Annotated in this window: 27 protein-coding genes; 10 read left to right on the forward strand and 17 right to left on the reverse strand. The window is 70.9% G+C overall.

Annotated features, from left to right (window positions below; genetic code table 11):
• Positions 1-435: 435 nt before the first annotated feature.
• The 3 genes from JHW38_RS24245 (at position 436) to JHW38_RS24255 (ending at position 2,850) form a co-directional block, all read left to right on the forward strand.
• A complete protein-coding gene (locus JHW38_RS24245) occupies positions 436-1,521 on the forward strand; it encodes an SRPBCC family protein (RefSeq protein ID WP_207523826.1) in 1,086 nt (361 codons plus the stop codon).
• A 251-nt stretch (positions 1,522-1,772) separates the two neighbouring features.
• On the forward strand, positions 1,773-2,159 hold the full coding sequence (locus JHW38_RS24250; RefSeq protein WP_207523827.1) for a DUF423 domain-containing protein: 387 nt from the start codon (positions 1,773-1,775) through the stop codon (positions 2,157-2,159).
• A 1-nt stretch (position 2,160) separates the two neighbouring features.
• The gene (locus tag JHW38_RS24255) at positions 2,161-2,850 is read left to right on the forward strand and encodes a DNA-3-methyladenine glycosylase family protein (RefSeq protein ID WP_207523828.1); all 690 of its coding nucleotides are present in this window, start codon (positions 2,161-2,163) and stop codon (positions 2,848-2,850) included.
• Between the two features lie 250 nt (positions 2,851-3,100).
• Here the strand turns inward: JHW38_RS24255 and JHW38_RS24260 are convergent, their stop codons facing one another.
• From JHW38_RS24260 to JHW38_RS24290, 7 genes are all read right to left on the reverse strand, one after another.
• On the reverse strand, positions 3,101-3,805 hold the full coding sequence (locus JHW38_RS24260) for a class I SAM-dependent methyltransferase (protein WP_207523829.1): 705 nt from the start codon (positions 3,803-3,805) through the stop codon (positions 3,101-3,103).
• Positions 3,806-3,818: 13 nt separating this feature from the next.
• Positions 3,819-4,622, reverse strand: coding sequence for a M15 family metallopeptidase (locus tag JHW38_RS24265; protein WP_207523830.1), 804 nt, complete (start codon positions 4,620-4,622; stop codon positions 3,819-3,821).
• Between the two features lie 200 nt (positions 4,623-4,822).
• The gene (locus JHW38_RS24270; protein WP_207523831.1) at positions 4,823-5,002 is read right to left on the reverse strand and encodes a hypothetical protein; all 180 of its coding nucleotides are present in this window, start codon (positions 5,000-5,002) and stop codon (positions 4,823-4,825) included.
• On the reverse strand, positions 4,999-5,187 hold the full coding sequence (locus JHW38_RS24275) for an Arc family DNA binding domain-containing protein (RefSeq protein ID WP_207523832.1): 189 nt from the start codon (positions 5,185-5,187) through the stop codon (positions 4,999-5,001). Before JHW38_RS24275 ends, JHW38_RS24270 begins: the two co-directional genes overlap by 4 nt.
• A complete protein-coding gene (locus JHW38_RS24280) occupies positions 5,184-5,555 on the reverse strand; it encodes a hypothetical protein (protein WP_207523833.1) in 372 nt (123 codons plus the stop codon). The genes JHW38_RS24275 and JHW38_RS24280 overlap by 4 nt, the downstream gene beginning before the upstream one ends.
• A gap of 10 nt (positions 5,556-5,565) precedes the next feature.
• Complete coding sequence (locus JHW38_RS24285; protein WP_207523834.1) at positions 5,566-6,426, reverse strand: SPFH domain-containing protein; 861 nt, start codon at positions 6,424-6,426, stop codon at positions 5,566-5,568.
• Positions 6,427-6,674: 248 nt separating this feature from the next.
• Positions 6,675-7,673 (reverse strand): hypothetical protein, encoded by a 999-nt coding sequence (locus tag JHW38_RS24290; RefSeq protein ID WP_207523835.1) that lies wholly within the window; start codon positions 7,671-7,673, stop codon positions 6,675-6,677.
• 104 nt (positions 7,674-7,777) lie between these two features.
• Between JHW38_RS24290 and purT the strand changes: the two genes are divergently transcribed.
• The 3 genes from purT (at position 7,778) to JHW38_RS24305 (ending at position 9,942) form a co-directional block, all read left to right on the forward strand.
• A complete protein-coding gene (gene purT, locus JHW38_RS24295) occupies positions 7,778-8,977 on the forward strand; it encodes a formate-dependent phosphoribosylglycinamide formyltransferase (protein ID WP_207523836.1) in 1,200 nt (399 codons plus the stop codon).
• Between the two features lie 55 nt (positions 8,978-9,032).
• On the forward strand, positions 9,033-9,452 hold the full coding sequence (locus JHW38_RS24300) for a hypothetical protein (RefSeq protein WP_207523837.1): 420 nt from the start codon (positions 9,033-9,035) through the stop codon (positions 9,450-9,452).
• 133 nt (positions 9,453-9,585) lie between these two features.
• Positions 9,586-9,942, forward strand: coding sequence for a hypothetical protein (locus JHW38_RS24305; protein ID WP_207523838.1), 357 nt, complete (start codon positions 9,586-9,588; stop codon positions 9,940-9,942).
• A gap of 81 nt (positions 9,943-10,023) precedes the next feature.
• Here JHW38_RS24305 and JHW38_RS24310 read toward each other — a convergent pair whose 3' ends face one another.
• The 5 genes from JHW38_RS24310 to JHW38_RS24330 form a co-directional block, all read right to left on the reverse strand.
• Entirely contained in the window at positions 10,024-10,371 is a 348-nt protein-coding gene (locus JHW38_RS24310) for an SMI1/KNR4 family protein (RefSeq protein ID WP_207523839.1), read from the reverse strand.
• Positions 10,368-11,168 (reverse strand): ATP-grasp domain-containing protein, encoded by an 801-nt coding sequence (locus tag JHW38_RS24315; protein ID WP_207523840.1) that lies wholly within the window; start codon positions 11,166-11,168, stop codon positions 10,368-10,370. The genes JHW38_RS24310 and JHW38_RS24315 overlap by 4 nt, the downstream gene beginning before the upstream one ends.
• A 186-nt stretch (positions 11,169-11,354) precedes the next feature.
• On the reverse strand, positions 11,355-12,590 hold the full coding sequence (locus JHW38_RS24320) for an endonuclease/exonuclease/phosphatase family protein (RefSeq protein WP_207523841.1): 1,236 nt from the start codon (positions 12,588-12,590) through the stop codon (positions 11,355-11,357).
• A gap of 204 nt (positions 12,591-12,794) precedes the next feature.
• Complete coding sequence (locus JHW38_RS24325; RefSeq protein ID WP_207523842.1) at positions 12,795-13,244, reverse strand: hypothetical protein; 450 nt, start codon at positions 13,242-13,244, stop codon at positions 12,795-12,797.
• 125 nt (positions 13,245-13,369) lie between these two features.
• Positions 13,370-14,113 carry an arginyltransferase gene (locus tag JHW38_RS24330; protein ID WP_242691436.1) on the reverse strand — a complete coding sequence of 248 codons (744 nt, stop codon included), beginning with the start codon at positions 14,111-14,113 and terminating at the stop codon, positions 13,370-13,372.
• 182 nt (positions 14,114-14,295) lie between these two features.
• On the opposite strand from JHW38_RS24330, the gene JHW38_RS24335 reads away from it, so the two are divergent.
• On the forward strand, positions 14,296-14,961 hold the full coding sequence (locus tag JHW38_RS24335; protein ID WP_207523844.1) for an EF-hand domain-containing protein: 666 nt from the start codon (positions 14,296-14,298) through the stop codon (positions 14,959-14,961).
• Between the two features lie 182 nt (positions 14,962-15,143).
• Here JHW38_RS24335 and JHW38_RS24340 read toward each other — a convergent pair whose 3' ends face one another.
• From JHW38_RS24340 to JHW38_RS24360, 5 genes are all read right to left on the reverse strand, one after another.
• On the reverse strand, positions 15,144-16,418 hold the full coding sequence (locus tag JHW38_RS24340) for an RNA polymerase sigma factor (RefSeq protein ID WP_207523845.1): 1,275 nt from the start codon (positions 16,416-16,418) through the stop codon (positions 15,144-15,146).
• A gap of 277 nt (positions 16,419-16,695) precedes the next feature.
• Positions 16,696-17,547, reverse strand: a complete 852-nt coding sequence (locus JHW38_RS24345; protein WP_207523846.1) for a hypothetical protein — start codon at positions 17,545-17,547, stop codon at positions 16,696-16,698.
• A 1-nt stretch (position 17,548) separates the two neighbouring features.
• The gene (tesB, locus tag JHW38_RS24350) at positions 17,549-18,448 is read right to left on the reverse strand and encodes an acyl-CoA thioesterase II (protein WP_207523847.1); all 900 of its coding nucleotides are present in this window, start codon (positions 18,446-18,448) and stop codon (positions 17,549-17,551) included.
• A 106-nt stretch (positions 18,449-18,554) separates the two neighbouring features.
• Positions 18,555-19,952 carry a TolB family protein gene (locus JHW38_RS24355; protein ID WP_207523848.1) on the reverse strand — a complete coding sequence of 466 codons (1,398 nt, stop codon included), beginning with the start codon at positions 19,950-19,952 and terminating at the stop codon, positions 18,555-18,557.
• 125 nt (positions 19,953-20,077) lie between these two features.
• Positions 20,078-20,650, reverse strand: a complete 573-nt coding sequence (locus JHW38_RS24360) for an N-acetylmuramoyl-L-alanine amidase (protein ID WP_428995274.1) — start codon at positions 20,648-20,650, stop codon at positions 20,078-20,080.
• Between the two features lie 41 nt (positions 20,651-20,691).
• Here JHW38_RS24360 and JHW38_RS24365 point away from each other — a divergent pair, with 41 nt between their 5' ends.
• From JHW38_RS24365 to rlmKL, 3 genes are all read left to right on the forward strand, one after another.
• Complete coding sequence (locus JHW38_RS24365) at positions 20,692-21,204, forward strand: MOSC domain-containing protein (protein ID WP_207523850.1); 513 nt, start codon at positions 20,692-20,694, stop codon at positions 21,202-21,204.
• A 315-nt stretch (positions 21,205-21,519) separates the two neighbouring features.
• Positions 21,520-22,047 carry a hypothetical protein gene (locus tag JHW38_RS24370; RefSeq protein ID WP_207526499.1) on the forward strand — a complete coding sequence of 176 codons (528 nt, stop codon included), beginning with the start codon at positions 21,520-21,522 and terminating at the stop codon, positions 22,045-22,047.
• A gap of 6 nt (positions 22,048-22,053) precedes the next feature.
• Positions 22,054-24,405 (forward strand): bifunctional 23S rRNA (guanine(2069)-N(7))-methyltransferase RlmK/23S rRNA (guanine(2445)-N(2))-methyltransferase RlmL, encoded by a 2,352-nt coding sequence (gene rlmKL / locus JHW38_RS24375; protein ID WP_207523851.1) that lies wholly within the window; start codon positions 22,054-22,056, stop codon positions 24,403-24,405.
• Positions 24,406-24,409: the final 4 nt, after the last annotated feature.

Here is a 24,409-nt window from a genome sequence, read left to right on the forward strand (position 1 = left end):
GCCGGCGGATCGGGCAGGGCGAGGCCCCAGCCTCGCCGAGCGGCGGCCGCGCGCAGGCCGCCGCCCACTGCCGCGATGGCCCGCGAGCGTCTCCCGCCCCGGCGCGTTCTACTTTCGTCGTACTCCGCCGCCGGCCCGCGCCGCGCTGCGGGCGCACGGGTGCGCGCCGCGGCGTGCGCGGCGGCGATCCGACTTGTCCGTATTTGCGCTTACGCGCCTGCGCGGCCCCGGCGACGGCTGGCCTGCCGGTGCGAATGCGGCGCCGAAGCGGCACAAAGCCGGCCAGTTGCGCGCTTTTCGCGGCCCGGGCCCGGCGCCGCGCGCTCCGACGGGATTTCTTGCTTGTGACGGCTGCCCTTGCCGGGATTTATCTTTGCTACGATTGCGGGTCTGCGCCCCTGGCCCGCACCTGGGCCCGGCCCTGGAGAACCCTGAATGACCCGTCTGATCGAGATTCTGATTTCCCTGGCGATCGTCGCCGTGCTGTTCCTGGTCGTCGGCATCGTTCTGCCGTCGAGCCGCCACCTGTCGCATTCGGTGGAGACCAACCGCAAGATGACCATCGTGTTCGACACTTTGAACAGCCTGCGTCGCTTCAAGGAGTGGAACCCGCTGGCGCTGCGCGATCCGGCGATGGAGATCAAGCTGGTCGGCAAGGAAGAGGGCGTCGGCGCCCGCCTGGAGTACTCCTCCAAGGAGCGCGGCCTGGGCAACGGCAGCTGGGAAATCGTCAAGAGCGAGCCGGGCAAGCTGGTCGGCTACAAGATCACCAACCCCGAGCGCGGCGACAACAAGCGCTCGGAGTTCACCTTCAAGCCGACCGGCCGCAACAACCGCAACGTCGAGATCACCCAGAGCTACGACGTCGACTACGGCTTCAACCTGCTCGGCCGCTACTCCGGCCTGTACGTCAGCAGCAGCGTCGGCGAAGACATCAAGATGGGTCTGGCGCGCCTGAGCAACCTGCTCGCGACGGTGCCGAACTACGACTACGCCAAGCTGTCGGAAACCGACCCGAACAACGCGCCGAAGGCGATCGACCGTCCGGCCGAGAACATCCTCAGCGTCAACGCCGCGGTCGAGCGCAACAACGACAAGATCAAGGGCCAGATCCACGCCAACATGGAGTGGATCAACAAGGTCATCGCCGCCAACGGTCTGGAAGCGGTCGGCCCGGTGCGCATCGTGACCAACGAGTTCGGCGCCGAGACCTACGACTTCGACACCGTCCAGGTCGTGCGCAAGAAGGGCGACACCGCGACCGGCGACGCCACCGCGATCGACGTCAAGGTCGAAGGCCCGGTCAAGGCCTCGCTGCTGCCGGCCTCGAAGGTCGTCGTCGCGTCCAGCGGCGGCCACAACTTCGCCGCGCTGCCGCCGGTGCGCGACGCCGTGCGCGCCTGGGCGATGACCCGCGGCTACACCACCAGCGACCGTCCGTACGAGTCGTGGAAGGCCGGCATCGACCAGAGCTTCGACCCGGCCCTGGGCCAGTTCGACGTCTACTGGCCGGTCAAGTAATCCCGCCGCCCGCGTTCGCGCGGGCCGGCTGCGACACCCGAACGCGCCGCGGATTCCGCGGCGCGTTTTTTTGTGCGTACGAGTCGGCGGCTCCTCTGTAGGAGCGGCGCGAGCCGCGACCGCGGGGTTCCAATCTCGCGCCGGACGTCGGAAGTCGCGGTCGCGGCTCGCGCCGCTCCTACAAGGGCGAGTCCGCGCACCGCGCCAACGCTGCTATCGTTGGACGCCTTCCACTTCCGACGTTCGCCCGCATGAGCGCAAACGTTCCCGAACTCCGCGCCGCCGCGCCGCTGTCCGCGCGCCTGCTCGCTTGCGCCGGCGGCGTACTCGCCGCGCTCGCGGTCGCGCTGTCGGCCTACGCCGCGCACGCCGGCGCCGATCCGCAGGCGCAGGTGCGGCTGCATACCGCCGCGGTGTTCGCGTTCGGCCACGGCATCGCCCTGGCCGCACTGGCGCCGCCGGCGCGGCGCGCGCTGACCCGCTGGCTGCTGGGCGCGTTGCTGCTCGGCGTGGCGGTGTTCGCCGGCGGGCTCGCGGCGGCGCATTTCTTCGGCGCCTCGACCCGGCTGGTGCCTTACGGCGGCAGCCTGATGATCTTCGCGTGGCTCGGCTACGCCGCCGACGCGGTGCGGCGCTGACATGCCGCGCCAGGTCCGCGGTTTCGACGCCGCCGCCGCGCACGCGCATCTGGGCCGCGCCTGCCGCCGGCTCGGCGCGTGGATGAAGAAAGTCGACAAGCTCGAGAACGGGCCGATCCCGAACGACCCGCGCTGGCGCCAGCGCTTCGATCCGGTCGACGCGCTGGCGCGCGCGATTTTGTTCCAGCAGCTCAGCGGCAAGGCCGCCTCGACCATCGTCGGGCGGGTCGAAACCGCGATCGGCAGCCAACGCCTGCATCACGACACCCTCGGCCGCTGCGACGACGCGGCATTGCGCGCCTGCGGCGTGTCCGGCAACAAGCTGCTGGCGCTGCGCGACCTGGCCGCGCGCGAGGCGCGCGGCGAAATCCCCGACCTGCGCGCGATGGCGCACATGGACAACGAGGCCATCGTCGCCGCGCTGGTGCCGATCCGCGGCATCGGCCGCTGGACCGTGGAGATGATGCTGATGTTGCGTCTCGGCCGTCCCGACATCCTGCCGGTCGACGACCTCGGCGTCCGCAGGGGCGCGCAGTTCGTCGACAAGCTCGAGGAGATGCCGGCGCCGAAGGCCTTGGCCGAACTCGGCGAGCGTTGGGGGCCGTACCGCACCTACGCCAGTTTGTATCTGTGGCGGATTGCGGATATCGGTTCGGGCGTGGCCAAGCCGGTCGAGCGCTCGCAGGGCTGAGCCAGCGCCGGGATGCCGGCTGCAGGAGCGGCGCTGCAAAGGGATTCCTTTCAGTCGAGCCGCGACCTCGGCATCGTGCTTGCGACGCGATCTGCAATCCCGCGGTCGCGGCTTGCGCCGCTCCTACAGTGAGCGGCGTTGCAGCGATACCGACTGTAGGAGCGGCGCGAGCCGCGACCGCGACATCGCGCTTACGACGCAATCTGCGGCCCCGCGGTCGCGGCTTGCGCCGCCCCTGCATGAGCGTCCGTTACTTCGCCGCCACTGCGCACAGGATCAGCGACGCGGGCTTCCCCGTCTGCGGATGCAGCGGTTCGCGCAACTCGCGCAACGCCAATCCGCTGCCGCGCAGCAGCGCCAGCCAGCCGCCGATGGTGCGGAAGTACCACGGCGCCGGTTCGCCGAACGCGCCGTCGCAGCCGGCCCAGCTGCCGTCGCGCCAGCCGTCGCGGTAGGCCGCGTCGCCGCAGGCGGTCGGCGGGTGCAAGGTCTGGATCAGCACGTGTCCGCCGTCGCCCAGGTGCGCCGGCAATGCGGCCAGCACGGCGTCGACCGCGGCGCCGCCGAGCAGCGAGAAGTTGCACACGATCAGGTCGTAGCGCGCGTCCAGCGCGCCGGCGGCGATGTCTTCGTAGCGCAGGCGGGCATAGCGCCGCGGCGGCGCTTCGGGATCGGCGCGGCGCGCGGCCTCGATCAGCTCGTCGATCGCGTCGACGCCGTCGGCGGCGATGCCGCGGGCGCGCAAGGCGCGGGTCAGCCAGCCTTCGCCGCAGCCCAGGTCGAGCGCGTCGCGCGGCGCGAGCCGCAGCGCGGCGTCGAGGATGGCGCGGTCGGTGACCAGGCGGCGGCTGGCGATGGCCTGGGCGCGCACGGTCTGCGTCCACGGCGCCGCGTTTTCGCGCCACGCGGCGAGCACGCGCGCGTCGCTGTGCAGCGGGTCGTCGTCGGCGCCCATCGCGGCGTCCGGCTCAAGCCGGCGCGTAACGCCAATGCCAGGGTTCGTAGACGATGCCGTGCGGGTTGTCGCGCGGATAGCTCATCGCGAAACCGTGGCCGCCGGCGTTGGCGCGCAGCCAGGCGAAGGCCGCGGTGCGTTCGAAGGATTCTTCCGCCGGCGGCTCGCCGGGCGCGCCGATGTCCACGGCCAGCCCGCTGTGGTGTTCGCTGTAGCCGGGCGCGGCGTTGACGGTCAGGATCTCGTCGACGCGCTGGCCGCGCGCGAGCTTGCGCTCGAAGATGCCCAGTTGGTAGTCGTGGCTGCGGTAGCCGGAGATCGCCTCGAGCACGAGGCCTTCGCCCAGCGCCGCGTCGCGCAGGTGGGTCCAGGCGCGCGCGGCGGCGGGATGCAGCCACAGCGGGCGGCGGTAGCGGTCGAAGCCGGCCAGGGCCAGGCGATCGGGCTCGGCGATCAGTTCCAGGCCGGTGCGCGCCTCGTAGCCGGCCGCGTCCAGGCCGAGCGCGTCGAGCCGTTGTTCGAGCCGGTCCAGCGGCAGTTCGGCGACCCGCACCAGGCCTTCGCGGCGGTAGTCGACGCTGCGTTCGAGCGCGTCGAGCGCGGCGTCGATGCCGTCCTCGCGCATCAGCCGATACACCAGCGGCAGGATGCCTTCGGGCAGGTCGGCGGCGAGGAAGCGGCCGTCGCGCTTGCGCCGCAGCACGTGGCGCGCGCGCGCCAGGGCGCGGGCGTCGGCGTTGCTGCGCGCGCGCAGCAGGCCGCCGGGCCAGACTTCGATGTCGGGGGTGTTGATCAGGACGTGGCCGGGTCCGCGCATGCGGGCAGGGTAGCGCGCATGGGGGCGGGCTGCCACGGTGGCGGCGTTCGTTCGGAGCGGGAGTCGCGTCGTTGCTGCGGTGGCGCGGTCGCGGCTCGCGCCGCTCCTACAGGGGGCGGTCGCAACGGCGATTCAGACTGTAGGAGCGGCGCGAGCCGCGACCGCGACACCGCGCCAACGTCGAAAGCACGAACCCGCCCTCAACCCGGCCGCTTGAAATACAACCGCGTCCCCAACACGCCCGGATCGTGCTCCACCGCGACCAGTTCCCACCCCAGCGCGCCCTGCCGGTCGAGCTCGTCCTGCAAGCGCTCGCGCATCGGCGCCTCGAACAGTTGGTAGGTCAGTTCGATGACGAGATGCTTCCAGGTCTGGCTCATGCGTCTTCCTCGGGCGATGGGGGCGGCGTTTCCTGGCGCGGCAGCCGGCCGTTGCGGCGCAGCGCGTCGCGCAGCACATATTCGATCTGGGCGTTGAGCGAGCGCAACTCGTCGTCGGCCCAGCGCTGCGCGGCGGCCAGCACCTCGGCGCTGATGCGCAGCGGGTAGGCCTTCTTCTCGCTCACCGCCGGCCGGTCCGCTGGTCGTCGCGCGGGGCGCGGTAGTCGCGCTTGAGCTTGGCCAGCGCAACCATCATCGCCACCGCCACGCCGTTGACCGCGACCAGCAGCGCGATGGTCACCCACATCGTCCGGCTCTGGTCGCCGTGGGCCCAGTAGAAGCCCAGCGCGGCCAGCAGCATCGCGATCGCCACCATCGCCAGCAGCTTGCCGAAGCGCGATGCGGCGGCCGCCGGATCGCGCAGGCGCGAGGCGTCCAGGCCGTTGATCAGTTGCAGGTTGCCGCGCGCGACCAGCACCGCGGCGACCAGGATCGGCGCCGCGCTGATCAGCATGATCGCGGGCAGCACGAATTCGTTGTTCGGCATATTCATCGCGCGCTCCTCAGTACAGGCTGCCGGTGTTGACGATGGGCTGGGTGCCGCGTTCGCCGCACAGCACCACCAGCAGGTTGCTGACCATCTGCGCCTTGCGCTCCTCGTCGAGCTGGACCACGCCGTTCTTCTGCAGTTCGGCCAGCGCCATCTCGACCATGCCGACCGCGCCGGCGACGATGCGGGTGCGCGCGGCGATCACCGCGTTGGCCTGCTGGCGCTGCAGCATGGCCTGGGCGATTTCCGGCGCATAGGCGAGGTGGCTGATGCGCGCGTCGCCGACTTCGACCCCGGCGTCGGCCAGGCGCTCCTGCAATTCCTGCTTGAGATGCAGGGAAATCTCGTTGGCGTGGCTGCGCAGCGACAGCTGGCCGTCCTCGTGCTGGTCGTAGGGATAGCTGGTGGCCATCGCCCGCAGCGCCGATTCGGACTGGATGTGGACGAAGGTTTCGTAATCGTCGACGTTGTAGACCGCTTCGGCCGAATCCACGACCTGCCAGACGATCACTGCGGCGATCTCGATCGGGCTGCCGTCGAGCTCGTTGACCTTGAGCTTGCCGCTTTCGAAGTTGCGCACGCGCTGGCTGACCTTGCGCTTGGCGTAGAGCGGGTTGTTCCAGCGCAGGCCGTTGTCCTTGACCGTGCCGACGTACTTGCCGAACAGGCTCAGCACCGCGGCCTGGTTGGGTTCGACCATGTACAGGCCGAACAGGCAGAACACCGCGAGCAGGCCGACCAGGACCGCGATCACGGTGATGGCGCTGGGGCCGGCGGCGCTGGAGAGGAAGACGTAACCGGCGCCGATGGCGACGGCGAACAAGCCGAGCAGGGCCGGGATGCCGGGCAGGGACTGGGTGGGGTTCTCTTTCATGGCGGCTCGTCCTTGGGATCTGGTGATTTGATATCAGATTGATATCAGATCGTCAGCTGCCGTCCGTCGGGATGCTCCCTGTAGGAGCGGCGCGAGCCGCGACCAAACGCAGCGACGCAGGCAAGCGCTTCTTCCGAAGCCCGGCCAATCGGCGGTCGGATCCCACCCTTGCGAAAATTTCATGGTTTCGACGCAAACGGCTGCCCCGCGGTCGCGGCTTGCGCCGCTCCTACAGGTAGGCATCGAAGTTACGGCGCGATCCGGTACAACGGCGCCGGAATGAACTCGCCGGTGGCATAGAGGAAACGCCCGTCGGCCGACCAGCCCAGCGCCTCGGCCTGCGGCAGCCACGGCAGCTCGCTGACCCGCGGCGCGCCGGCCACGGCCTGGGCCCAGTCCTGTTGCGGCTGGCGCGGGTACAGCAGCAGGTAGCGGTAGGTCATCACCGCCAGGGTGCGGCCGTCCGGCGAGACATCGGCGGCGGTGACCTGGCCCTGCAGCCTGGCCCGGAACGCGTTGGACTGGCGCAGTTGCGCGTCGGGCTCGGGAATGCCGGCCAGCGCGCCGATCCGGGTCGCGGTCTGCAGGGCGTTGCCGGCCGGCATCAGCGGCAAAGAGAACAACTCCGGCGGCTGGCGCTTCTTCGAGATCAGCAGGATCTGCCGGCGCGCCGCGTCGACCGCGACCGCCTCGCAGTCGCGCGCGCCGTCGGGCCAGCGGAACGCGATCGACCAGGCCGGCTTGAGCCGCGCGTTCTCGATCCGCTCGGGTTCTTCGATGATGTGCAGTTGCAGGCTGCGGCGCAGGCCGCCGTTGTCGCCGGTGTCGGCGATCAGCAGGTAATGGCGGCCGTCGAGCTCGAACGCCGCCATGTCTTCCCAATCGGTCTTGATCGCGCCCTCGATGCGCGCGGTGGCGAGGCGGTCGCCGTTTTCCGCGACCGCGAACAGGCGCTCGGGGTTGCCGCCGTCGTCGTGCATCCACAGCACCCCGGGATGCCGGCGCGACGCCGCCAGGCCGCTGATTTCCGACAGCTGCGGGTCCAGCAGCATCCCGGCCAGCTCGCTGGTGCCCGGCGCCGGCGGCTGCGCGCGGTGCGCGCGCCACAGCGTCCAGGCCGCCGCCAGCAGCGCCGCGAGCAGGCTGCCGGCGATCAGCCAGCGCCAGCGCCGCGGCGCGGACGCGCGGGCGGCAGGGACAGCGGGGGCGGCGGCACGTGCGGCGTGCCGTTCGGACGCGGGGGACATGGCCGACAGCATCGCATGCGGTCGCGCCGCCGCCATAGCCCGAAAGGCTGCGGCGGTCGTGGAAAGTTAGACTAGGCTCATCCCCACGCTTCGAGGCTGCACCCATGACCACGCTCGGCACGCCGCTGTCCCCGCACGCTTACCGCGTGCTTCTGCTCGGTTCGGGCGAGCTGGGCAAGGAGGTGGCGATCGAGCTGCAGCGCTTCGGCGTGGAAGTGATCGCCGCCGACCGCTACGCCGACGCGCCGGCGATGCAGGTCGCGCACCGCAGCCACGTGCTCGACATGCTCGACGGCGAGGCCGTGCGCGCGCTGATCGCGGCCGAGCGGCCGAACCTGATCGTGCCGGAGATCGAAGCGATCCACACCCAGACCCTGGTCGAGCTGGAACAGGAATTCGCCGGCCGCGGCAGCGACACCCGAGTGATTCCGACCGCGCGTGCCGCGCGTCTGACGATGGACCGCGAAGGCATCCGCCGCCTCGCCGCCGAGACGCTGCAATTGGCGACCTCGCCGTACCGCTTCGTCGACACGCTCGAGGACTACCGCGTCGCGGTCGCCGAAGTCGGCCTGCCGTGCGTGGTCAAGCCGGTGATGTCGTCCTCGGGCAAGGGCCAGAGCCTGGTTCGCGGCGCGGACGACATCGACGCGGCCTGGAACTACGCCCAGACCGGCGGCCGCGCCGGCGCCGGCCGGGTCATCGTCGAAGGCTTCATCGACTTCGACTACGAAATCACCCTGTTGACCGTGCGCCACGCCGGCGGCACCACGTTCTGCGCGCCGATCGGCCACCTGCAGCGCGACGGCGACTACCGCGAAAGCTGGCAGCCGCAGCCGATGAACCCGGTCGCGCTGGCGCGCGCGCAGGAGATCGCCCGCGCGATCACCGACGACCTCGGCGGCTACGGCGTGTTCGGCGTCGAGCTGTTCGTCAAGGGCGAGGACGTGTGGTTCAGCGAAGTCTCGCCGCGGCCGCACGACACCGGTCTGGTGACCCTGATTTCGCAGGACCTCAGCGAGTTCGCGCTGCATGCGCGCGCGATCCTCGGCCTGCCGATTCCGACCATCCGCGAACACGGCCCGTCCGCGTCGTGCGCGGTGCTGGCGCAAGGCCACGGCGTGCCGGTGTTCTCCGGCGTCGACGCGGCGCTGGGGCAGGTCGACACCCAGTTGCGCCTGTTCGGCAAGCCGCGCGTGGAAGGCCACCGCCGCGTCGCGGTGACCCTGGCGCTCGGCGACGACATCGACCAGGCCCGCGCCAAGGCGCGCGAAGCCGCGGCGCAGTTGCGGATCGAATTGCGCTGAGCGCGGTCCAAGCTGCACCCACCTTGCGGGCGCCACCTTTTCCAGCGGAGCGACGATGAACGAGACCCAGGGTTATGCCGTGTTCTTCTTCCCGCAGGCGCTCGAAGCGCTCGGCGAGGCGATCCGTCCCTATCTGCTCGACGGCCCCGCGGGGCCGCACGTGCTGTGCAAGGAGATCGACACCGGCGGCGCGTTCACCGAAATGACGTTGGAAGGCCGCACCGCCGACGGCCGCGACCTGACCCTGGAACTGATGGTGCCCGGCAGCATGCTGCGGATGATCGTGTCCGCGCATGGCGAGGGTTCGTTCGGCTTCGGCTCGCGCGCGGCTGCGCGTCCGGCGGCGAAGCCGGCCGCGGCTGCGGCGCCGGCGTCTGCGCCGGCACCGCAATCGCCGCCGGCGCCGCAAACGCCCGCGCCGGCGGTGCCGGATGCGCCGTCGCCGGTGGTCGCGGGCGAAGACAAACCGAAGTAGGCGCGGGTTGTCGTGGAAGGGCCTGAAACGCCCTTCCACAACACCGACGCGGCCTTGGCGCTGCACACGCTCTGATTTACCCTGCCCACGGCCGCGAGAACGCGGCCGTTTTTCGTTCACAAGGATTCGTGTCATGCAAGGCAACACCGTCACCCTGTACCGCCCGGTCGGCCCCATCGAGTTGCAGCGTCTGCGCGAGAACGCGTTCAAGCGCTGGCCGCCGCGCCTGCCGGAGCAACCGATCTTCTACCCGGTCACCAACGAGCGCTACTCCGCCGAAATCGCCGAACGCTGGAACGTCAAGGACAGCGGCTACGGCGCGGTGACCCGCTTCGAAGTCGACGTCGGTTTCATGGCGCGTTACCCGATCCAGAAAGTCGGCGGCGCGCACCATACCGAGTGGTGGGTGCCGGCGGAGGAACTGGACGCCTTGAACGACGCGATCGTCGGGTCGATCGAGGTGGTTCGCGAATTCCGCCGCGCGGACTGACGCGCAAACGGGCGCCGCTTTCCGGCGGCGCCTTGCGTCCGCGTCGTTTCGCCGTCGCGCAAGCGCGCGCCGGCGTCCGCCTCAATCGACCGGACAACCGCCGTCGAGCCAGCCGCCGAGCTGCGCGCCCACGGCGACGAAATCGGCTTCGCTCATGCTGCCGTGGCCCACGACGAACACCGTCGGCGGAACCAGCGCGCCGTGCACCACGACCGCGCGCCCGCCGCCGTCGTCGCCGAGGGTGAGGTAGCCCGGGCAGTACTCGCGGCTTTCGTACGTCAGATTGCGTTCGACGATTTCGTCGGTCGAATAGAACCGTACGTCCCCGACTTCGCGGCCACCCCAAGCGAGCACGAACGCGCGCAGCGGCGCGGCCAGCGGCGCGCCGTACCAGCGCTCGAGTTCGGCCAGCGCCGCCGCGTCGCTCATGCCCGCGCCGCGAAGTGCGCCGTCACCGCGGCGACGATCTTCTCGATGTCGTGCGCGTAGAAACCGGACGAGTTGAAGGTGTTGAACTCGATCACCTTGTAGCCCGCCTCGGTCAGCACCACGTCCATGACGCAGGTGCGGTGCGGCAGCCAGCCGTCGGCCAGAGCCTGCGCGATCGCGTACAACTCCGGCCGCGCCACCGCATTGGCCATGCGCTGGCCGGCGATGCGGTAGGACGAGCCGTCGACCACGCGGCCGTCGACCACGAAGAAACGCCACTCGCCGTGCAGTGTCTGCACCGGCGCGACGATCACCTCGGTTTCGGCGTCGAAGCTGTAGTTGCCCGAATCCACGCTGCTCATCCAGCGCCGGATCTCCTTGGCCACGGTCACGGTGCCGTCGAAATGCTTGAGGTCCTGCACCGGCCGCACGAACCACACGCTGTCTTCGTCCTCGTCCTGCATCGCCGCCATGCACTCGCGCACGCTCATCTGCCGCACGTGCTGGTTGAGCATGTCGTCGCGATGGCGGTTCCAGGCGTCGACGCGGAACGCGGCCTCGTCGAAACACAGGCCGCGCCAGCCGCGCGTCTGCGCGAGCCGGGTGAGCTTGGTCGCGCCGTAGGGAACCACCACGCCTTCGAGCGGCGGCACTTCGTTGCCGAGTTCGTCGGAGAACGGGATGACGAGCACTTCCTGCACGCGCGCGCCGGCGTCCTCGGCGGCGGACCAGACTCTGCGGATCTGGTCGTCGGCGATGAAGTTGGTCTGGATGGCCCAGGTGACCGGCGTGTTCATGTCGAATCCTTTGCGTTGCGCGTTCGCCGCCAGTCCTGTGGCGGCGCGCAATACTAGCCCGTCGATCGTGGGTCGACGGATGTCGACCGTTCGGTGACGACGGAAGGCTTGGACGAAGCGCGCACGCGCGGGCAGTGCGCTATGCCGCAGGCGGCGACGGCCGACAGCCGGCTTTCGCGTGCGGGCTCACTTCGCCAAATCCACCCACACCAAATGATGATCGCTGGCCTCGGACACCTTCGATTCCTCCGTCCCGGCCTTCGGCCAGAACACGCCCGTACCCTCGACCTTCCAGCCGCGCGACGGCAGCACGTAGTCCAGCCGCAGCGTTCCGGCCTTCGGGCCGAAGTCGCCGGTGTGGGTGGCGATGTCGCCCTTGCGCGCGAAGCCGTAGCCGCGCGCGCGTTCGCTCGCGCCTTCGCTGCGCGGCACGTGGGTGGAATCCACGCGCGGGTGGTCGAGCAGTTGCTTGATCGCGCCGGGCACGCCGTCGCCGTCGACCGGGTCGGCGTTCATGTCGCCGACGATGACGAAGCGCGCGTCGCCGGCGAGGCCGCCGCAGCGGCCCTGGTCGTCGCACAGCCACGACGGCGAGCCGCCGTCGAGGTAGCGCGCCCACAGCGCGATCTCGTCGTGATTGCGCGCGCCGTTGCGGTCTTCGGGGCCGTCGAACACCGGCGGGGTCGGGTGCGCGGCGAGGAAGTGCAGCACGCCGAACGGCGTTTGCACCGGCACGTCCCAATGCGATTTCGACGACAGGCGCATCTGCGGCCACACCGTCGGCGAATACCACGGCTTGCCGGTCGACGGGTCGCGCGGCTGGCGCGCGTTCGGCAGGTTCGCCCACCTGAAGGTCTGGAAGCTGCGCACCGCGGCGGCGTCGATGGGGTACTTCGACAGCACCAGCATGCCGTACTGGCCCGGGTGCAGGCCGTAGCCCCAGGCGTCGTTGCCGCGCGCGCGGTCGCTGCGCGCGGCGTCGCTGGACTGGCCGTCGCCGTCGAGGTCCAGGCCGCTCGGCACGCCGGTGTTGACCGGCGCGAGGTAGCGGTAGGGATAGCGCAGCGCGTCGCCGCCGCCGGGCTGGGCGACTTCGAGGTAGTCGCGCTGGAACAGTTCGGCCGCGCGCTGCTGCGGGTCGTAGTCGAATTCGTTGAGCAGGACCAGGTCCGGGCGCACCCGTTGCAGCACCGCGGCGATCTTGCGCGCGTTGTCGTCGCCGGCTTCGAGGCGGCGGATCAGGCCGCCGTCGGCTTCGTCGTAGAGCGAGGTGTTGTAGGTGGCCACGCGCAGCCGCGCCGGCGCCGCGGCTTCGTTCTGGGCGCGCACGTAAGCCTGGGGATCGCCGTGGACGTTCACTTGCGTGCAGCCCGCGAGCAGGGCCGCGGCGAGCGCGGCGCAGGGAAGGAGGAGTCTGGACATGGCGCGGATGATGGCATGGACGTGTGCTGAGAGAGTTACCGCAGCAGGGGCGAAAGCGGAACCACGGCGAAGGGCGGAATCGGCAAGGCGATCAGGCCTGGATGCCTGCGACGCGGCTTTCTCCTCTTTAAGCTTTTCCCGTGCCGCAAAAAACAACGCCCCGGCCGAAGCCGGGGCGTCGTCGATCCTACGTTGGCCGGACGCTTACAGCGTGCAGCCCAGCGCCGAGTACTGCGCCTTGCTCTGCTCCAGCGCGGTCTTGCAGGCGCCGGCCAGGGCGGTCTTGCCCTGCGGGGTGGCGGCCATCTGGACCCAGGCGCTCTGGCTCTGATCGAGCGCGGCCTGGAAGCCGGCGCGCTGGTCGGCCGGGACCTTGTCGGTCAGGCACGCGCGCACCTTGGCCAGGTAGTCGTCGCACTCGGGCACGCCGACGCTGGCGGTCGGCGCGGCGGCCGGAGCGGCAGCGGCGTCGGCCGGGGCAGCGGCCGGAGCGTCGGTCGGCGCCGGGGTGGCGGCCGGGGCGGCGTCGGTCGGGGCGGTCGCGGCCGGGGCGGCGTCGGCCGGAGCGGCGTCGGCCGGCTTGTCGGCGGGCTTGTTGCAGGCGGCCAGCGCCAGGGTGACGGCGGCGGCGAGGAACAGGACCTTCAATTTCATTGCGGACTCCATGTGGCGGTAAGTGTTGAGGGCGGCGGCTCCATTGCCAGGCCAGCGAGTGGCGCCATCCCGCGCGTCGTGGTTACGACGCGGCTACGAGATACACGACCTGAACGTGACGCGTGTTACGAATGTGTAAAAACCCGCCAATCGCGGCCATCGAAGGCCTCCAACGGTCGGAACCGGCGCTTGTAGTCCATCTTCGGATGGCCGGCGATCCAGTAACCCAGGTACAGGTGGCGGCGGCGCTCGCGCCGCGCCCATTCGATCTGGCGCAGGATCGCCAGGGTGCCGAGGCTGCGGTCGGCGAAGTCGGGGTCGTAGAAGGTGTAGACCGCCGACAGCGCGTCGTCGACCACGTCGGTGACCGCGACCGCGAGCAGGCGGCCGTGGCCGGCTTCGCGCAGTTCCAGGAAGCGGTTCTCGCTCCAGCTGCCGATCAGGAACTGGTCGAACTCGATCGCGCCGTGGCCGTCCATGCCGCCGCCGGCGTGGCGCGAGGCGAGGTAGCGCTTGTACAGCGCCAGTTGCTCGGGCGTGCGCTCGGCGCGGTGCACGCGCATTTCCACCTGCGCGTTGCGCGCCAGGCAGCGGCGCTGGCCGCGGTCGGGTACGAAACGTTCGACCGGGATGCGCACCGCGACGCAGGCGCGGCAGCCGCTGCAATGCGGGCGGTAGACGATGTCGCCGGAACGGCGGAAGCCCCAGCCCAGCGCGTGCGGATACCAGTCGCGCAGGCGCGGGTCGCGCGGGTCGCGCGGGTCGAGCACCAGGTCGCGGGCGATGCGCTCGGGCCAATAGCCGCAGGCGTGCTCGCCGGTGTGAAACAGGCGGAGGTCGTCGCTGTCCGGCTGCGGTTGCGTGCCCATGCGCTCAGCATAGCGCCGGCTCGGTGAGTTGCGCATGCAATGGCTCCCGGTTTGCGCAGCCGCGCGCGGCCGGCGCGGCGCTGAACGGTTTCGGGCCGTTGCGGGCCCTTGTCAACCGCCACGCGATCCAGGCGTTGATCCGGTCATCGGCGCCGCGGTGGCGCCTCCCGCAGGAGTCGACGATGACCCGTATCCCGCTGTTTCTCGCCGCGATCACCGCGGCCGCCATGTTCGCCGGCGCGGCGACCGCCGTGTTCGCTTCGCCGCAGGCCGCCGGCCCCGGCGCGGGCGCAGGCCCCGACGGCGCGCAGCGCCCGCGCATGAAGATCGACGCCAACGGCGACGGCGTGATCTCGCGTGAGGAAGCGGCCAAGTTCCCGCGCCTGGCCGAGCATTTCGACGAACTCGACAAGAACCACGACGGCAAGCTCGACGCCAGCGAACGCCCGCAGCGGCGCGGCGGGCGCGAGCACGGCGGCCGCCACGGCGGGCCGGGCGGCGCGGCCAAGCTCGACAGCGACGGCGACGGCCGCATCAGCCAGGCCGAAGCGGCCAAGTCGCCGCGGCTGGCGCAGAACTTCGCCAAGATCGACAGCAACAAGGACGGCTACATCGTGCGCAGCGAACTGCGCGCGTACTTCGAACGCGAACGCCCCAAGTTCGAGGCCGAGCGCGCCAAGCGCTTCGACGCCAAGTTCGCCGAAGCCGACCTCAACCACGACGGCAAGCTCAGCAAGATCGAAGTGCAGGAAAAAATGCCGCGGCTGGCTACGCAGTTCGCCTTCCTCGACGAGAACCGCGACGGTTTCCTGAGCAAGACCGAACTCAAGCCGGATTGGCGGCGCTGAGTTCCAGCGGCCGCGCAGGCCGCGGACCCCTCCCTAGCTGTAGTTCAGGGCGCCGCGAGGGCGCCCTGTTTTTGTCCGGCGTTCTTTGATCCAGCGTTTATCGTCCGGCATTCGCCTTTGCGGTCGCGCAATGCCGGCCTCGCGCGCGGCCTGCGCGCGAGCCGCGCGCACCGTAGCGAGGTTCAGCCGAAGCGGCCGTCGCGATACAGCACCATCGCCATCATCGACAGCAGCAAGACGTTGCTCCACACCATCGCCTGCGGACCCAGCAGCCAGCGGTAGCGCGGGGCCTGCCGCGGGTCGCGGCCGGTCTGGCGGCGGATGCGCGCGAACATCGGTTCGAGCCGGCGCGGCATCCACACCAGGGCTTGCCAGGTCGAGAACGCCGCGAACAGCACGGTGAACGCGCCCGGCGCCAGCCAGCCGCGGCTGGCCGTCATGACCGCGAGCAGGCCGAGGCAACTCGCGGCCGCGGTCGCGAACAGCCAGACCATCATCGAGACGATGCGGCGGCGCTCCTCGCGGTCGGCGGCGTAAGCGAACAGGTAGCGGGTCATGGCGTAGCCGACGATCGCGCCGCCGGCCACGCCGCCGGCGATGGCGCCGATGTCCGCCCCGCGCGCGAACGCATACAGCGTCGCCTGCATGCCTTGCCCGAGCGGATGCGCGGCGGCCGGCGCGGCGGCCTGTTGCAGCAGCGCCAGCGCGCCGCCGCCGGCCGCGCCGCCGCTGGCGCTGGCCGCGCCGAGGCCGAGCTTGCCGGCCAAGCCCGAGCCGGCCGCACCGCCGACCAAGGCCGCGGTGGCGATCGACGGCGGCGCCAGCAGGCCCAGCGCCGAGGCCACCGCGGTGGTGAAGCCGACCGACGGCGCGCTGGCGCGGGCGAACACGGCGAAGCGCTGCATCAGCTCCTCGCGTACCGCGCCGCGCGCGCGCGACAGGCGCTTGCGCACCGCCGCGTCGCTGAGCCCGAGCAGGGCGGCGACCTGTTGCGAGCTTTGGCCTTCGCGGTAATACAGCAGCAGCGCTTCGCGGCTTTCGTCGGGCAGCGCCGAGATCAGCTCGGCCGCGACCCGGGCGCGTTCGGCGTCGAGCAGGCGCTCGATCGCGCCGGGCGCGGGATCGGCGGCCAGTTCGATCGCCAGCTCGGCATCCTCGGCCTCGCGCGGCTGGCGCCCGCGCCCGCGCAGGTGGTCGCGGGCGAGGTTGCGGGTGATCTGGCGCAGCCACGGCAGGAAGCTGGCCGGGTTGTGCAGTGCGCGGATGTTCTGCCAGGCGCTGAGGAAGGCTTCCTGGGCGATGTCCTCGCTGGCCTGGACGTCGCGCACCATCGCCAGGGCGATCGCGGTGATCGAGTTCTGGCAGGCGCCGACGATGCGCGAATAGGCCGCGGTGTCGCCGCGCGAGGCCAGCGGCAGGTCGTGGCCGATCAGCGAGTGCAGGGCGTCGGCGTTCATCGCGTGCGGCGTCCGGCGGGGCGGCGATGGGCGGGGCTGCGCATGCGGACGGGCTCCTGGCTGGGGCATCGGGCGATGCCTGCAAGTCCTGGACGGCGGCTGCGAGAAAATGTGACCGCTCGGCCTCGCAGAACCCAGCCGGAGGCGACGGCGCTGTTGCGGCAGGGGCTTCAGCCCCGACGCTCTTGGCTCAAATGGATGCGTCGCGTCGGGCCGAAAAGCGTCGGGACTGAAACCCCTCCCACAAAGACAGCCCGCAGAGCCCGCGCGACCGGCCTCACCCCATCGCGCGCACGGTCTTGACCGTCTTGACCACGCTCCACTTGCCGCCGACGCGCTTGACTTCGAGCGTCTTGTACACCGCCACCGAACGGTTGAAGTAAGCGCTGTACTTGATCGTCCCGCCGTCCTTCGAGGTCGGCCGGAACGCGCCGACTTCGACCACTTCGGCCGGCTGGCCGTCGCGCGCGCGGCTGCCCGCGTCGTCGGCGATTTCCTCGCACTGGCTGGCCGGCAGCAGGCGCAGCTTCGGCTGCGCCAGCGCGGCCAGCAGCACGCGCGGGGCGTCGCCGCGGTCCAGGCGCAGGCATTGGGTCGGCTCGGCCGCCTCGCTCAATTGCGCGGCGAACACCGCCAGCGCCAGCGCGCGCGGAGTCGCGGCGACGCTGCCGTCGAAGGCGTGCGCGGCCAGCGCGGTTTCGGCCGGATCGGCCGGCTTCGCGCTCGGCGCCGGACGATGGCGCACGCCCTGGAACAGCGCCAGCCCCATAGCCACCGCGATGCACACCAGCAGCCCGACCTTGATCCGCAGCATGCGCTTGTCGCCGGGACGGCGCGCCACCTCGGCGTCGGAGCGGAAACGGTACGGCGCCTGATGCGACTGCTCGGCGCGGGTGCTGTCGATCAGCCCGGCCTCGCGCAGCAGGTCGCGCGCGCGCAGCTGGTCTTCGGAGCGGATCACCCACACCGCCGGGCGTTCTTTCGATTCTTGGCTGTAGCTGAAGCCGGAGCGGCGGTTGCCCTTGTACGAGCGGTCGTTGGTGACGCGCACGTCGATGCCCGCCTCGCGCAGCAACTGCGCGACGCCTTCGACGTTCTCCAGGCGCGAACTGCTGAAGACCTGCCTCATGTCATTCCTTCGCCGGTACGTGCGTGGCCGCGGCCGGATCCTGCACGACGCGGATCAGGCCTTCCTGCGCGGTGCTGGCCACCAGCCGGCCGTCGCGGTCGTAGATCTGCCCGCGCGCGAGGCCGCGCGCGCCCTGCGCGCTGGGGCTGTCGATCGAATACAGCAGCCACTCGTCGGCGCGGAACGGGCGATGGAACCACAGCGCGTGATCGAGCGACGCCATCTGCACGTTGGGCTGGTAATAGCTGATGCCGTGCGGAAACGTGGCGGTGCCGAGCAGATGGAAATCCGACGCGTAGGCCAGCAGCGCGCGATGCAGCTCCGGCGCGTCGCCGACGCGTTCGCTGAGGCGGAACCACACCTGCTGATACGGCGGCCGCTTGGGCGGGTTGAGCTCGTCGCGCGGATACACGTGGCGGAACTCGAACGGCCCCTGCCGCGAGAGCCAGCGCTGCACCTTGTTCGGCAGCGTCGCCATGACCTCCGGCGGCACCGGCGGCGCCGGCGCGATGTCCTCGGGTTTGGGCACTTCCGGCATCGACAGCTGATGCTCGCCGCCGTCCTGTTCGACCTGGAACGACGCGGCGAGGAAGAAGATCGGCTGGCCGTGCTGGATCGCGGTGACCCGGCGCACCGAGAAGCTGCCGCCGTCGCGGGTGCGGTCGGCCTGATAGACGATCGGCGCTTCGATGTCGCCGGCCTTGAGGAAATACGCGTGCAGCGAATGCGCCGCGCGCGGCGAATCCAGGGTGGCCTGCGCGGCCGACAGCGCCTGGCCGAGCACCTGTCCGCCGAACACGTACTTGGTGCCGATGTCGCGGCTCTGGCCGCGGAACAGATTGTCTTCGAGCCGTTCCAGCGACAGCAGTTCGATCAGTTCGGAAACGGGGGAGGACGGCATCGGGGCGCTCGAAGCGTGACGAAGCCGGCAGTATAGCGGAGGCCTCCCGCGCCTCCGCGCAGGCCCGGGCGCCGGTCGGCGCCCGGGCGGAACCCGGGCGCGAGGCTCAGCGCGCGCAGGCGGGGGGCGTGGCGTCCAGCCCGGCGGGGGCGGCGAAATCGGCCAGATAGACCGCGCCGGAGGTGATGCCCGGCATCAGGTTGCTGGACGAGGACTCGAACGCGACGCGAAGCCCGTCGGAGCTGATCGTGGCGCGCTGGCTGACCCCGTTCTCGGGCACGACCCGGCCGCCCGGGTTGCCGCGGGTCAGCAGCACCGGGACGCCGCCAGCGACTTCGCGCAGGTAGATGCCGGACATCTTTTCGCCGGGCTGGTAATCGATGTTCCAGGAGTTGTACGCGACCAGGCCGCCGTCGTAATCCAGCGCGGGCATGCGGTCGCGATGGTTCGGGTCGGCGAAGGTGATCGCGGTGAGGGTCTGGGCGACGGTATCGCGCACGTACACCACCGAGCGCCCACTGTCGCTGTTGACGCCGGCGAGCAGATCGGTGGCGTTGCTGGCGAAGGCCACATAGCGGCCATCGCCGCTGATCGACATCAGCGGCTCGGATTCCGTTTGCGGCCGGCCGTTGCTGCCGACGACGGTCGGGGGCGACGGCAGCGCGCCGGGCGGTCGGTCGACCAGATCGATGGCGCCGGTGCGGCGGTCGTAGACGTAGGCGTGCGGCGAACTGTTCACCGGGTTGGGCAGCAGATCCATGCTGCTGCTGAAGAACAGAACGCGGTTGCCGTCGGCGCTCAGACGCGGATTCATGCTGCTCATCGACGGCAGGCCGCCGCTGGGCGTGTTGCTGGCGCGCACGTAGGTGCCGGCGGCGATGTCGTAGAGATAGATCTGCTGGCTGGTGCTGCCGGGGCCCGACACCAGGCCGCGGTAGTTCGACGAGAACGCGACGTAGCGTCCGTCCGCGCTCACCGACGAGCTCAGCGAATAACCGTTGAGCGTGTTGTATTCGATGTCCGCGTCTGGCAGCAGCGCGGGCGGGCCGAGGCGCTTGAGCTCGTTGGTGCCGCGGTCGTACAGGAACACGTCGGAGCGGCCCGGGCTGGGATCGCCGGGCAGCATCGGCGAGGCCGAGGTGAAGCTGACATAGCGGCCGTTGGCGCTGATCGACGGGGCGAAATCGGACACGCCCCGGTCCAGGCCGTACTGCGAGAGGCTGACGCGCTCGGCCTCGCGGCAGACCGTGTCGTAGACGAACACGTCCTTGTAGCCGTTGTCGTCGGCGCGCGAAGTCAGATCGCTGGCGCCGGAAACGAAGGCGACGTAGCGGCCGTTGGCGCTGAGCGCGGGGCGTTCGGCGTTGCGCGATTCGGACGGTTGGCCGTAGGACTGGCTGATCAGGCGCAGGGTCGGGATGGCCGGCGCCGGCGCGGCGGGCGCGGCGCCGGCGAGCGTGGCGAGCAGGGCGCAGGAAAGTACGCAAGGCAGGAAGCGCGGCATGACGGAGTCCTCGAGCGACAGGGAAGCGCAGCGGCCCCGCGCGCGGACGCGGCGCCGATGGCGTGCGGCACGGGCCGCACCTGGGCTTACTCGCGCAATCGCGGCCGAACGGCTCAAGCCGCGCGTTATCGCGCCTCGGGACGCAGCCGTTCCAGGCCGCAGCGCTCCATCACCCGCGGCCATGGAAACTGCGGGCCGGGATCGCGCTTGCGCGGCACCTGCACGGCCGCGTCGTCGCTGGCTTCGATGCAGGCCGTGTCGAGGTCTTCGTGCCCGGCGATCCAGCGCAGCGACGGCAGGCGCGCGCGCAGGTCGGCGAGCAGCGCCAGCAAGGCCTCGACCTGCGCCGGCGGATACGCCTCGTCCATGGCCTGGTGGCGCGAATCCAGCCAGTGCGGATAGCGCCCGGTGTTGACCAGCTCGATCCCGAGCGAACGCGGGTTGTAGCCGCGCACGTGGTGGGCGATGCGGTCCTCGGCGACGTAGCGCAGGGTCGCGCCGTCGCGGTCGATGTAGTAGTGGCCGCTGTTGCCGGTGCCGGAGGCCGGGTAGAGCACGCGTTCGCCGTACTCGCGCGCCGTGGCCAGGTCCGGCAGCTCGGTGCAATGGATCACGACCAGATCGATCGCGGCCGGATCGCGCGCGTCCAGCCGGGTTTCGTAGGGCAGGGGCGCGAGGGCGAAATTCATGGGCGGCATGGGCCCGGATGCTACCATTCGCCCTTGCTCCGGAGCCCGCCATGACCGTTTTGCCCCCCGCCGACTCCGCGCTAGGAAAGCTGATGGCCGCCTTGCCGCGGCCGGGCCGGATCGAGTGGATCGGCCTGCGCCCGGCGCGCGGCGTGGCGATGCGCGAGGTCGACGAGGCGCTGGCCGAGACCGGCAAGGGCCTGGCCGGCGACCGTTACCAGGGCGCCAGCGGCAAGCGCGGGATCACCCTGATCCAGGCCGAGCATCTGCCGGCGGTCGCGGCCCTGGCCGGGCTCGACGCGGTCGCGCCGGCGACGCTGCGGCGCAACGTGGTGGTGTCGGGCCTGCCGCTGATCGCGCTGAAGGGGCGCCGCTTCCGTTTGGGCTCGGCGCTGCTGGAGATCACCGAATCCTGCGATCCGTGCTCGCTGATGGAAGCCGCGCTCGGTCCGGGCGGCTACAACGCGATGCGCGGGCACGGCGGCTGGTGCGCGCGGATCGTCGAAGGCGGCGCGCTGCGGCGCGGCGATGCGTTGACGGTCGTGAGCGATGCCGCAGCTTGAGCGCGAATGCGTTCGTTGTGCGTCGTGCGCGAACGGCGGCCGCCGCGCTGGCGCGCGGCCGCTGCGGACCTGATTCGTTGAACTTGGCGCGACCTGTGATCGCTCGACCTCGGCCGCAAGACGCGCGTTGCGCGCTCGACGATCGATGCGGCGCGATCTGCGGCCACTCAAGCCCGGCTCCAAGACGATCGTTGCGCACTCGATGATCGATGCGGCGCGATCTGCAACCACTCAAACTCGGCTCCAGGACGATCGTTACGCATTCGATGATCCATGCGGCGCGACCTGCAACTACTCAACCTCGGCTCTAAGATGATCGTTAACGGCCACTGCATCCTGTCTCATGGCTTCGAAAGCGGCCCCGACGCGACCAAGGTCACCGCCTTGGCCGACGCCGCGCACAGCCTGGGCTGGACCGCCGAGCGCCCCGACTACACCGACCTGGACGCGCGCAGCGAGGTCAGCAAGTACGGCGACGTGTATGCGCGCATCGAGCGTCTGCTCGGGTTGGCGCGCGCGGCCGCCGAACGCGGGCCGGTGGTGCTGGCCGGTTCCAGCCTGGGCGCGTACATTTCCGGCGCGGTGTCGATGCAGGTGCGGCCGGCCGGCCTGTTCCTGATGGCGCCGCCGATCTACATGGGCCCGGCGCCGGCGCTGCAGGCGGCCGACGTGCCGCTGAGCCTGCTGCACGGCTGGAACGACGAACTGATTCCGGCCAGCGACGTGGTCGCCTGGGCGCAGCCGCGCCGCGCGCGGCTGTTGCTGGTCGACGACGGGCATCGCCTGTCCGCTCACGTCGACGCCAGCGCCTCCGCTTTTCGCCGTCTGTTGCAGAGTCTGTAAATACGCATGAGCAAGTTCTACGCAAGCTGCGGCAAGGGCCTGGAATACCTGTTGGCCGACGAACTGGCCGCGCTGGGTTGCCAGCGCGCCACCGCCGCGACCGCCGGCGCCAACGTCGAAGGCACGCTCGCCGACGCTCAGCGCGCGGTGCTGTGGTCGCGCCTGGCCAGCCGGGTGCTGTGGCCGATCGCCGAATTCGACTGCCCCGACGAACACGCGCTGTACGCCGGCGTCGCCGCGGTGGCGTGGCCCGATCACCTGGAAGCGGTGCACACCCTGGCGGTGGACGCGCACGTGTCGGGCGAGGCCATCACCCACGCGCGCTATGCCGCGCAGCGGGTCAAGGACGCGGTCGTCGACGTGATGCGCGCGCGCACCGGCGCGCGTCCGGACGTGGACACCGAAGCGCCGGACCTGCGCCTGAATCTGGTCGTGCGCAAAGGCCGCGCGATCCTGTCGGTCGATCTCGGCGGCGGCCCGCTGCACCGGCGCGGCTGGCGCCAGCACCAGGGCGAGGCGCCGTTGAAGGAGAACCTCGCCGCGGCGGTGCTGCTGCGCGGGCAATGGCCGAAGCTGTACGCGCAGGGCGGCGCGCTGTTCGACCCGATGTGCGGCAGCGGCACCTTGCTGATCGAAGGCGCGCTGATGGCCGCCGACGTGGCGCCGGGCCTGTTGCGCCACGGCCTGCTGCCGCCGACGCGCTGGCGCGGTTTCGATTTCGCCGGCTGGCGCGCGCTGTGCGAGGAAGCGCGTTCGCGCGAGACCGCCGGTTTGACCGCGTTGCGGCCGGTGTTCGCCGGCAGCGATATCGACCCGCAGGCGATCCGCGCGGCGCGCGAGAACGAGGCGATGGCGGGGCTGGCGGGGTTGATCCGTTGGGACGTGGCGGCGGTGGAGGCATTGCGGGTGGTGCCGGAGCCGTTGCGGGCGAGCGCTGCTGCGCAAGCCGACGTTGTTGCGCAAGACGAATCGCAACCCTCCGACCGTCATCCCCGCGAAGGCGGGGATCCAGGGCTTCATCGCGACGGATCTGGCGACGTGCGAAAGAGCGGGGCCGGGCAGGAACGCGGCTTCGCCGATGGGGCACTGGCGGATGGGGGCGCGGCTACCCCAGTTGGCCTAGCCGTCTGCAACCCCCCCTACGACGCCCGCCTCGCCGCCGACCCCGCGCTCTACCGCGCCCTCGGCGAAGCGCTCAAGCGCCTGGTCCCGTCCTGGCGCGCGAGCCTGCTGTGCGGCGACCCCGCGCTGGCCCAGGCCACCGGCCTGCGCGCGAGCAAGAAGTACCAGGTGTTCAACGGCGCGATCGAATGCGCGCTGATCGTCTGCGACCCGATCGCCCGCGTCGGCCACGCCGAACAGCGCGCGATGGAACAAGACGCCGCGCCGCAGCCGCTCAGCGAAGGCGCGCAGATGGTCGCCAACCGCCTGCGCAAGAACCTGCGCAAGCTCAAGTCCTGGCGCCAGCGCGAGGGCGTGAGCTGCTTCCGCGCCTACGACGCCGACCTGCCCGAGTACGCCGCGGCCATCGACGTCTACGCCAGCGACGAAGCCGCGCCGCGCACCTACCTGCACGTGCAGGAGTACGCCGCGCCGGCCGACATTCCCGAGGCCGACCAGCGCCGCCGCCGCAACGAACTGCTGGCCGCGGCGCGCGAAGTGTTCGAAGTGCCGCGCGAACGCATCGCGGTGAAGACCCGCGCGCGCGGCAAGGGCGGCAGCAAGTACGGCCAGTTCGACCAGCGCGGCGAGTTCGTGCCGGTGCGCGAGGGCGCCGCGCGCCTGCGCGTGAACCTGTTCGACTACCTCGACACCGGCCTGTTCCTCGATCACCGGCCGATCCGCCTGCGCATCGCCGAGGAAGCGCGCGGCAAGCGCTTCCTCAACCTGTTCGCCTACACCGGCGCGGCCAGCGTGCAGGCCGCGGTCGGCGGCGCGGCGCAGACCGTTACGGTCGATCTGTCGTCGACCTATCTGCAATGGTGCGCCGACAACCTGCGCGAAAACGGCCTCGGCGGCGCCCAGCACCAGCTGATCCACGCCGACGCGATCGCCTGGCTGGAAGCCGAACGCAGCCGTTACGACCTGATCTTCTGCGACCCGCCGACCTTCTCCAACTCCGCGCGCGCCGACGACTTCGACATCCAGCGCGAACACGTGCGCCTGCTGCGCGCCGCGGTCGCGCGCCTGGCCGACAACGGCGTGCTGTACTTCTCCAACAACTTCCGCCGTTTCCGCCTGGACACCGAGGCGATCGCGCAGTTCGCCCGCTGCGAGGACATCAGCGCCGCGACGATTCCGCCGGATTTCGAACGCGACGCGCGCATCCACCGTTGCTGGCGCCTGGAGCCGCGTTGATGAT

The organism is Lysobacter enzymogenes, from assembly GCF_017355525.1.
In the GTDB taxonomy this organism is placed as follows: domain Bacteria; phylum Pseudomonadota; class Gammaproteobacteria; order Xanthomonadales; family Xanthomonadaceae; genus Lysobacter; species Lysobacter enzymogenes_C.